Raw genomic sequence first — 1,139 nt, 5'->3', positions numbered from 1 at the left:
GTTATACACCGCAGAGAAATAACGTGGCTCAAATGGTATTTTTTGAGAGATAAGAAAAATCCTAAAAAAACGATACTAGAGCAAAAGATACATGAGAGTTTTTTACAAAACAATACCGAAGAAGCAATATTTTTTGTCAATCTCAACACGGTTACAGCTGAAATCGTCCAAAAATCGGACAAGAAATTACTGAAAACAATTAAAGAGGTATATGTGTATGAAAACATCAATGTAATTGGCGCGTGTCAAAAAATACTTTATCTAAGTCCCAGTCCAGCTTATACACATCTCAATAAATGGTTTGATACATATTTTTATGCCACTTATAAATACTTGCCTTTGAAGAAATAAACGTAAAAATCCCCTAGCCTGTGTATTTATAATCAAGTTACATAGGCTTTTATTGAGGTAAAACATGGATAATCTAAAAATTGAATATGTGGATATTAAATCCATAAAACCATACCATAGGAATGCTAGACATAATGACGGAGAAGCTACAGAAAAGGTTGCAGCATCTATCAAGGCTTTTGGTTTTCAACAACCAATCTTAGTAGATGATAACAATATCATTATCACAGGCCATACGAGGCTAAAAGCGGCACTTTCTTTAGGTATGGATAAAGTACCAATAGCTCATGCTGTAAATCTCACAGACGAGCAAATAAAGGCATACAGACTGGCAGATAATAGAGTGGCAGAGTATTCTAATTGGGATAAGGAACTATTGAATATAGAACTTGCTGAATTTGAAACAATTGATATGAGCCAATTTGGATTTGACTTGTCTGTCACAGGATTGGATTTTGGAGAAGATAATCCAGAATCAGAACCAATAGAAGAAGATACAGAGGATTTTCACAGAGATACAACCATCAATCAGTACAATCTTTTCGATTATGATGACACGCGTACAGAGGGAAAATACGATATGCCGGTCTTGGAGGGTGTGGATCATATACCTAATAAATTACAAGGTTTTAATTATGTGTTAAATAAACCAGATCACGAAGCGGGTGTGCATTTCTTTTTGGATGATTACCAATTTGAGCGAATTTGGCAGCGTCCAGACTTTTATATTGAAAAGCTAACTGATTTTGATTGTGTACTGACCCCGGATTTTAGCTTGTATCTAGATA

General features: G+C 34.7%; 2 protein-coding genes. Both read left to right on the top strand.

The features are described 5' to 3' along the window. Window positions 1-351, top strand: a 351-nt coding sequence (locus AB5287_RS09885; RefSeq protein WP_368221159.1) for a hypothetical protein, incomplete at its 5' end; no start/stop codon positions are given. Between the two features lie 64 nt (window positions 352-415). Beyond that, on the top strand, window positions 416-1,139 hold a 724-nt coding region (locus tag AB5287_RS09880), incomplete at its 3' end, for a DUF4417 domain-containing protein (protein ID WP_368221158.1).

The sequence above is a fragment of the Bifidobacterium sp. RTP21102st3_E2_RTP21102_210122 genome, from assembly GCF_040916945.1.
GTDB classification, from domain to species: domain Bacteria; phylum Actinomycetota; class Actinomycetes; order Actinomycetales; family Bifidobacteriaceae; genus Bifidobacterium; species Bifidobacterium longum.
The sequence above is the reverse complement of the archived record's forward strand: the minus strand, read 5'-3'. Positions and strand labels throughout refer to the sequence as shown.